This is a genomic window from Micromonospora sp. DT229 (assembly GCF_049844505.1).
GTDB lineage: Bacteria > Actinomycetota > Actinomycetes > Mycobacteriales > Micromonosporaceae > Micromonospora.
Genome location: NZ_JBNCLD010000006.1, coordinates 59,079 through 66,241, shown reverse-complemented (window position 1 = coordinate 66,241; position 7,163 = coordinate 59,079). Strand labels below are relative to the sequence as shown.

Annotated in this window: 8 protein-coding genes; 2 read left to right on the top strand and 6 right to left on the bottom strand. The window is 72.5% G+C overall.

The annotated features are described in order from the left end of the window. Nucleotides 1-102: 102 nt before the first annotated feature. Genes ACLQ2T_RS11470 through ACLQ2T_RS11460 form a run of 3 tightly spaced genes read right to left on the bottom strand, consistent with a single transcriptional unit; the run spans nt 103 to nt 2,057 of the window. A complete protein-coding gene (locus ACLQ2T_RS11470) occupies nt 103-564 on the bottom strand; it encodes an SRPBCC family protein (RefSeq protein WP_425765987.1) in 462 nt (153 codons plus the stop codon). A 49-nt stretch (nt 565-613) separates the two neighbouring features. Then, complete coding sequence (locus tag ACLQ2T_RS11465; RefSeq protein ID WP_425765986.1) at nt 614-1,030, bottom strand: DUF2795 domain-containing protein; 417 nt, start codon at nt 1,028-1,030, stop codon at nt 614-616. 46 nt (nt 1,031-1,076) lie between these two features. Beyond that, nucleotides 1,077-2,057, bottom strand: a complete 981-nt coding sequence (locus ACLQ2T_RS11460) for a YihY/virulence factor BrkB family protein (RefSeq protein ID WP_425765985.1) — start codon at nt 2,055-2,057, stop codon at nt 1,077-1,079. A 133-nt stretch (nt 2,058-2,190) separates the two neighbouring features. Here ACLQ2T_RS11460 and ACLQ2T_RS11455 point away from each other — a divergent pair, with 133 nt between their 5' ends. Further along, nucleotides 2,191-2,592 carry a ChaB family protein gene (locus ACLQ2T_RS11455; RefSeq protein ID WP_425765984.1) on the top strand — a complete coding sequence of 134 codons (402 nt, stop codon included), beginning with the start codon at nt 2,191-2,193 and terminating at the stop codon, nt 2,590-2,592. A 67-nt stretch (nt 2,593-2,659) separates the two neighbouring features. On the opposite strand, the gene ACLQ2T_RS11450 is transcribed toward ACLQ2T_RS11455, so the two are convergent. Then, nucleotides 2,660-4,093, bottom strand: a complete 1,434-nt coding sequence (locus ACLQ2T_RS11450) for an aldehyde dehydrogenase family protein (protein WP_425765983.1) — start codon at nt 4,091-4,093, stop codon at nt 2,660-2,662. A 69-nt stretch (nt 4,094-4,162) separates the two neighbouring features. On the opposite strand from ACLQ2T_RS11450, the gene ACLQ2T_RS11445 reads away from it, so the two are divergent. Then, a complete protein-coding gene (locus ACLQ2T_RS11445) occupies nt 4,163-5,776 on the top strand; it encodes a phytoene desaturase family protein (RefSeq protein WP_425765982.1) in 1,614 nt (537 codons plus the stop codon). 11 nt (nt 5,777-5,787) lie between these two features. Here ACLQ2T_RS11445 and ACLQ2T_RS11440 read toward each other — a convergent pair whose 3' ends face one another. Together ACLQ2T_RS11440 and ACLQ2T_RS11435 are read right to left on the bottom strand one after the other, a co-directional pair. After that, a complete protein-coding gene (locus ACLQ2T_RS11440; RefSeq protein ID WP_425765981.1) occupies nt 5,788-6,555 on the bottom strand; it encodes a polyprenol monophosphomannose synthase in 768 nt (255 codons plus the stop codon). Between the two features lie 125 nt (nt 6,556-6,680). Then, the gene (locus tag ACLQ2T_RS11435) at nt 6,681-7,121 is read right to left on the bottom strand and encodes an SRPBCC family protein (protein ID WP_425765980.1); all 441 of its coding nucleotides are present in this window, start codon (nt 7,119-7,121) and stop codon (nt 6,681-6,683) included. Between the last annotated feature and the right edge of the window lie 42 nt (nt 7,122-7,163).

The window sequence follows — 7,163 nt, the reverse complement described above, 5'->3', positions numbered from 1 at the left end:
CGACCCCGGCCCGGGTGGGGCAAACGGGGGGCCACCGGGGGGGGGGGGCACAGTGGGTCGGGGGCGGCGGGTCACACCGGGCGCCCCTCGACGAGATCATGATCAGGGCTGGGGTCGGTCGACCTTTCCGCGCCAGGCGCCGGTCTCCTGCCCGCGCCGCTCGATGAACTGCTTGAACCGTTGCAGGTCACCCTTGGCCCGCCGGTCGACCACGCCGAGCTTGTCCCCGGCCTGCTCGATCACACCGTGCGGGTCGAACTCCAGTTGCAGGCTGACCCGGCTGCTGTGCTCGTCCAGCCGGTGGAAGGTCACCACCCCGGCGTGCTGGGTGCCGCCGGTCGAGCGCCAGGCCACCCGCTCGTCGGGCAGCTGCTCGGTGATCTCGGCGTCGAACTCCCGCTTGACCCCGGCGATCTCGACCGTCCAGTGGGTCATCGTGTCGGACATCTGCCGTACGGACTCCACGCCCTCCATGAAGTGGGGGAACTCCTCGAACTGAGTCCACTGGTCGTACGCCGTCCGCACCGGGACGGCCACGTCGACATGTTCGGTTACGCCACTCATCAGCATCCCTCCCTGCGCCGGCGAGGGCGGTGGACCTGGGTGGCCCGCCTCACCAGCGCGTCGTCTCGTTCTTGTGCCCCAGCGCCGCCCAGACCTCGGACACGGTCTGGTACCGGGTGCCCTCCGGCAGCCGCTCCAGTGCGGCGAGCACGTCGTCGGGTGCCTCGTTCTCCCGCGCGTTGGCGAGCAGGGCGGCCCGGTCGCCGGGCAGGGCGGTCATCGTGATGAATCGCCCTAGCCGGCTGCGTGCCTCGACGTCCTCGGAGGTCATCCCCTGCGGGGTGCCGCTGCGCTGGTCACCGCCCACGGCGGTGGTCGTCTCCGGCTGATCCTCGCCGGCCGGTTCCGGTACCCGGGTCTCGTCGACCCGCGAGCCACCGGTCCCCGGCCCTTGGACCAGGCCGTTGACCTCCTGGCTCATCTGGTCGTCAACCCTGGGTGCGTGCTTGCTGTTGCCGCGATCCATGTCTTCTGCGCTACCCGGCAGGGCGGGTGGTAAACCCGGCAAGCGGTCACGAACCGGCCGGGGACCGTGGGGGCAGCACCGGTTCGGTGGGGTCCCCGGCACCGGACTGGAGCACCCGACCGCGCTGGAGTTCGGCGTTGATCTGGACCCCGAGCATCAGCGCGGAGTTGGACAGGTAGAGCCAGACCAGGAAGGCGATGACCGCCCCGAGGCTGCCGTAGGTGGCGTCGTAGGAGCCGAAGTTCGCCACGTACAGGCCGAAGCCGAAGGAGGCCAGCATCCAGGCCAGCAGGGCCACCGCGCCGCCGGGGGTCAGCCAGCGGAACCGGGGCTGACGCACGTTCGGGGCCACCCAGAACAGCAGGGACATCAGCAGCATGGCGATCATCGCCAGGGCCGGCCACTTGGCCACCGCCCAGGCGGTGCGGGCCGCCCCGCCGGCACCGATCAGGTCGCCGACCGCGTCTGCCACCGGGCCGCTGACGATCAGACCGGCGGCGACCGTGGCCAGCATGATCAGCGACAGGGCGGCCAGCCCGATCTGCATCGGACGCAGCCGCCACACCGGCCGCCCTTCGGCCACGCCGTAGATCGCGTTCGAGGCCCGGGTGAAGGAGGCGATGAAGTTCGAGGCCGACCAGAGGGCGCCCAACAGGCCGAAGCTCAGCAGGACCCCGGCGGAACTGTTCTGGTCCACCACCGCCCGGACCACCCCGACGAAACCCTCGTTGCCCACCACCGCACCGGCACCCACCCCCCGGGCCAGGTCCAACACGGTGTCGACGGTGCGTTCGCCGTCGGAGACGAGACCGACCAGGGCGACCACCACCACGGTGGAGGGGAAGAGGGCGAGTACCCCGTAGTAGGTGAGGGCGGCGGCCCAGTCCGTGCAGTTGTCCCGCAGGTAGTTGCGGCCGCTGCGGAGCAGCACCCCACGCCAGGTCGACAGGTGCAACTGGCGGATCCGACGGGGCAGCGGCGAGGTCGAGGGCTCGGCCGGCGGGAGGTCGGGGTTCGTCGTGGTCATCACCGCTCCTAGCCGTACGCGACCCAGGCCCGGCCGGTACCCGGTGCGAAACGGCGACAAACCGCCGCCCCGGTTTACCGGCGACACCGACGGGAAGGCGAGTCGGAACGCCATCCGACGAAGGAGGACCGAGATGCCCGGGCGCGAGGTACTGCCCAGCACGCTGCGGCGCTCCCCGGAGAAGGCCCAGCGCACCTGGGAGAAGACACACGATTCCGCGGTGCAGACCTACGGCGAGGGGCAGCGGGCGCACCGTACCGCCTTCGCCGCCGTCAAGCACCAGTTCGAGAAGGTGGGCGACCACTGGGAGCCGAAGGGCCGCAAGGGTCCGAGCGACCGACAGGCCGAAGGCGGGGGTCCCGAGCGCCGCGCACCCACCGCCGGCGGGGTGGACGCCAACGCACCCAAGGAGCACCTCCTTGAGGTGGCCCGCAGACTGGACGTACGGGGCCGGTCCAGCATGGCCAAGCCGGAACTGGTCAAGGCCATCGAGAAGGCCAACGACCGGCAGACCCGCAAGGCCCGCGGCGACTGATCCGGCGGTAGGCCCCTCGGGTGCGGTTCCGGTCGCAGGCGGTGCCTGGCTGACCGGGACCGCACCCTCACCAGTGACCGCCGCCCGGGGCCTGGAGGTGCACCGCCTTCATGGCGGTGAACTCGTCGAGCAGCTCCGGCCCGTAACCGAAGCCCTGGCCGCTGCCCCGACGCGGATGGGCGGCACCGGCCGGAGCCCCGCCGAAGACCGCGTTGACCTTCACCGTGCCCACCGGCAACTCCCGCCAGGCCCGCTGGGCGTGACTCATCGACCTGGTCAGCACCGTGGCGGCCAGCCCGTACGGCGAGTCGGCGGCACAGCGCAGCGCCTCGCTGAACGAGTCGACCACCACCACCGGGGCCACCGGCCCGAAGGTCTCCTCCCGGACCAGGGTGAAATCGTGCCGACAGTTGTCGACCACCGTGGCCGGATAGTAGGCGCCGGGCCCCTCGGGCAGGGTGCCGCCGACCCGGATCCGGGCCCCCTCGGCAGCCGCCGCGGTGACCTGCCCGTGCACCTGGTCCCGGTGGCGTCGGTCGACAAGTGGACCGAGGTCGGTCCGGGGGTCACGACCCGGCCCCACCCGCAGGGCGGCGGCCCGCTTCACCAGGGCGTCGACGAAGTCCTCCGCGATGTCCCGGTGGGCGTAGATCCGCTCCACCGCCACGCAGATCTGTCCCGCGTTGGCGAAGGCCCCCTGGGCCGCCTGCTCGGCCGCCCAGACCGGGTCGACCTCGGCATCGACGATCAGCGGGTCGCTGCCGCCGTTCTCCAACAGCACCTTGGCGCCACCGGCAGCGGCAGCCGCGGCGATCGCCCGGCCGGTGGCGGTGGAGCCGACATGCGCCACCACGTCCACCTCGGCGGCGGCCAGCGCGGCCCCCGTGGTCGGCCCGCCGGTGAGCAGCGACAGCACCCCGGCCGGCAGTGCGGCGTCCAGGGCCCGGGCCAGCAGCCACCCGGTGGCCGGAGTCCGTTCGCTCGGCTTGTGCAGCACCACGTTTCCGGTGACCAGGGCCGCCCCCAGCAGCCCACAGGCCACCGCCACGGGATCGTTCCAGGGGGTGAGGACGGCGACCACCCCGCGCGGCTCGGGGGCCATGAAGTCCAGGGCGGCGGGATCGCCGTGCAGGGTACGGCCGCCACGCGCCGGGGCCAGTTCGGCGTACTGGCGCAGGGTGGCGATGCCGGCCTCGACCCCGCCGCGGGCATCGGCCAGGGGCTTGCCCATCTCGGCGGTGGTGGCCCGGGCCAGGTCGTCGGCCGCCTCGGCCACCGCCTCGGCGGCCCGCAGCAGGGCTGCGGCCCGCTCCGCCGCCGGGGTGGCGGCCCACTGCGGCGCCATCTCACGGGCCGCCGCCACGGCCTTGTCGACCTCGTCGGCGGTAGCGATCGGCGCGGTGCTCACCCGATTGCCGTCCGAGGGGTCGCACACCACGAATTCGCCGTCGTCCCCGCCGGCCCCCCACACCCCACCGATCAGCTGCGTAACGGTGTACATGGGCGCTGCATGCCCCTGGTCGCGCCCGGCAAACGTTTCGCCCGGTTGGCCGCAGGGTAGCGTCCCTGGATGATTTCGCCGGGTTCCACCGGGGCCGAACGCGCCGACGCCCTCGTCATCGGAGCAGGACACAACGGGCTGGTCGCCGCCAACCTGCTGGCCGACGCCGGCTGGGAGGTGCTGGTCCTGGAGGCCACCCAGGTGCCCGGCGGTGCGGTGCGCTCGGCCGAGGTCACCGCACCGGGTTACCTGAGTGACCTCTACAGCTCCTTCTATCCGCTGGGCTACGTCTCCCCGGTGCTGCGGGAGCTGGAGCTGTCCCGCCACGGGCTGGCCTGGCGACACGCCCCGGACGTGCTGGCGCACCTGTTCCCCGACGGGCGGGCGGCACTGCTCAACCGGGATCCGGCGGTCACGGCCGCCTCCCTGGAGGAGTTCGCGCCCGGTGACGGGCAGCGCTGGCTGACCGCGTACGACCAGTGGCGGCAGGTGGCCGATCCGATGATCGGCCTGATCACCAGGCCCTTCCCGCCGGTGCGCGGCGGGTTGGACCTGCTGCGTCGGTTGCGGGTCGGCGGTTCGCTGCGGCTGGCCCGTCGCATGGTGCTACCGGTACGCCGCCTCGGCGCGGAACTGTTCGCCGGTGCCGGCGGTACCGCGTTGCTGGCCGGCTGTGCCCTGCACACCGACCTGTCCCCCGAGGAGGCCGGCTCCGGGGTGTACGGCTGGCTGCTGGCGATGCTCGGGCAGCAGGTCGGCTGGCCGGTGCCGGTGGGCGGGGCCCAGAAGATCACCGACGCCCTGGTGGCCCGGTTGACCGAGCGGGGTGGCCGGATCCACTACGGGGCCCGGGCCGACCGGGTGCTTATCGCCCGGGGCCGGGCGGTGGGGGTACGCACGGCCGGTGGACGCCTCTGGCGGGCCCGGCGGGCGGTGCTGGCCGACGTGCCCGCCCCCGCGCTCTACCTGGACCTGGTCGGTGCCGCCGCGCTACCGCCTACGTTGGTGGCCGACCTGGAGCACTTCCGCTGGGACGGCTCCACCCTGAAGGTCGACTGGGCGCTGTCCGGCCCGATGCCGTGGCGCAACCGTGAGCTGGCCACCGTCGGCACGGTGCACCTGGGCGCGGATCTCGACGGGCTGACCGGGTACTCCGCCGCCCTGGCCCGGGGTGAACTGCCCCGTGATCCGTTCCTGTTGCTCGGGCAGATGTCCGTGGCCGACCCCAGCCACTCCCCGCCGGGCACCGAGTCCCTCTGGTCGTACACCCATCTGCCGTTCCGTCGGGACTGGCGGGCCGAGGAACTGATGACCCATGTCGAGCGGATGGAGGCCGTGCTGGAGGACGCCGCCCCCGGCTTCCGGAGCTTGGTCGTCGGCCGGCATGTGGCCGGGCCGGCCGAGTTGGAGCAGGCCAATCCCAGTCTGGTCGGTGGGGCCCTGGGCGGTGGCACGGCCGCGCCGTACCAGCAACTGTTCCTGCGCCCGGTCCCCGGTCTGGGCCGGGCGGACACTCCGGTCGACCGGCTCTTCCTGGCCAGTTCGTCGGCTCATCCCGGTGGCGGGGTGCACGGCGCACCGGGCGCGAACGCCGCCCGCGCCGCCCTGGCCCGCGACGGCGTCCTCACCGGCGAGGTCTACCACCGGGCGGTACGCACCGCGCACCGTGCCATCTACCGCTGAACGCCGGTGCCTCAGCGGTCGATGTGACGATGCCGGGTACGCAGCTTGAACGGCATCAGGGCGCTTTCGATCTTGGTGGCGGTGGTCATCTTCGAGGCGCCGTCCCGCCGCTCCTCGAACCGGATCGGCACCTCCAGGATGGTGTGCCCCAGCTTGGTGGCCAGGTAGTGCATCTCCACCTGGAAGCTGTAGCCGTTGGACTGCACCCGCTCCAGACCGATGTCGCGCAACGCGTCCGCCCGCCAGATCTTGAACCCGGCGGTCAGGTCCCGGATCCGTACCCGCAGCAGGGTGTGCACGTAGAGGTTGGCCCAGCCGCTGAGGGCCCGGCGGTACAACGGCCAGTTCTCGTCCAGCTCGCCACCGGGGACGTACCGCGACCCGATCACCACCCCGGCCTGGGTGGAGAGCAGGGCACCCAGCATGCCGGGCAGCGCCTCCGGGGGGTGCGACAGGTCGGCGTCCATCTGGGCGACGTACTCCGCGCCGCTCTCCAGGGCCCGCCCGATCCCGTCCACGTAGGCCCGCCCGAGACCCTCCTTGCCGGGTCGGTGCAGCACCTCGATGCGCTCGGGATGCTCGATGGCCAGCTTGTCGGCCACCTCGCCGGTGCCGTCCGGCGAGTTGTCGTCAGCGACCAGCACCTTCAGCCCGGGCAGTGGCAGAGCGAGGAGCCGCTCGACCAGGGTCGGCAGGTTGCCGGCCTCGTTGTAGGTCGGCACCACGACAGTCAGGCGCACGTCCCGCCACGGCGAGGGTAACTGGACGGGTTCGATCATGGGGGACATCCTCAATCTGCGAACAGGGTCCTTCAGAGAGTAGCCAGTTGCCCCTTCCGGGGCGAAATGGCTCCCCCGCCCGTTCTCCACGGCTACGCCGACGTGGGCTTCCGTCCGCAGAGCGGTCAGTTCTTCTGCCGCCGCGCGATGTCGGAGAGCCGGTTGAGGGTCTCCCGGTTGCGCAGGTGCAACACCAGATCGTTGAGTTTGGTGCGGATCCAGCGCAGCGGACCGGCGGCGAAGTCCTCGCCGAGGGACACCCGGGTCGCCTGGGGTCCGACCGGTTCCAGGGTGAACACCACCACGGCCTCACCGGCGGGCCAGAGCTTCACCCGCAGCACCAGCCTGCGTTCCGGCTCACACTCCAGCACCACGGAGGAGTCCTCCAGGGAGAAGGGCCAGGGCCCGGCCCGATGGTGCAGGCGGGTGCCGACCGCCGGCCAGCCGTCGTCCACGTCCCGCATGTGGGCGGTGCCGACGACCCAGTCGCTGTAGGTCCAGCCGTCCGCGAGAACCGCCCAGACCTGCCCGACCGGGGCCTCGATCACCCGCTGCACGATCGCCATCGGTTCTCCCTACCCAGCCGGCCGGGCCGGCTAACGGCAGGT

Coding starts and splice junctions, on each gene's coding strand:
- ACLQ2T_RS11470 (WP_425765987.1), bottom strand. CDS start 564: ATGAGTGGCGTAACCGAACATGTCGACGTGGCCGTCCCGGTGCGGACG.
- ACLQ2T_RS11465 (WP_425765986.1), bottom strand. CDS start 1,030: ATGGATCGCGGCAACAGCAAGCACGCACCCAGGGTTGACGACCAGATG.
- ACLQ2T_RS11460 (WP_425765985.1), bottom strand. CDS start 2,057: ATGACCACGACGAACCCCGACCTCCCGCCGGCCGAGCCCTCGACCTCG.
- ACLQ2T_RS11455 (WP_425765984.1), top strand. CDS start 2,191: ATGCCCGGGCGCGAGGTACTGCCCAGCACGCTGCGGCGCTCCCCGGAG.
- ACLQ2T_RS11450 (WP_425765983.1), bottom strand. CDS start 4,093: ATGTACACCGTTACGCAGCTGATCGGTGGGGTGTGGGGGGCCGGCGGG.
- ACLQ2T_RS11445 (WP_425765982.1), top strand. CDS start 4,163: ATGATTTCGCCGGGTTCCACCGGGGCCGAACGCGCCGACGCCCTCGTC.
- ACLQ2T_RS11440 (WP_425765981.1), bottom strand. CDS start 6,555: ATGATCGAACCCGTCCAGTTACCCTCGCCGTGGCGGGACGTGCGCCTG.
- ACLQ2T_RS11435 (WP_425765980.1), bottom strand. CDS start 7,121: ATGGCGATCGTGCAGCGGGTGATCGAGGCCCCGGTCGGGCAGGTCTGG.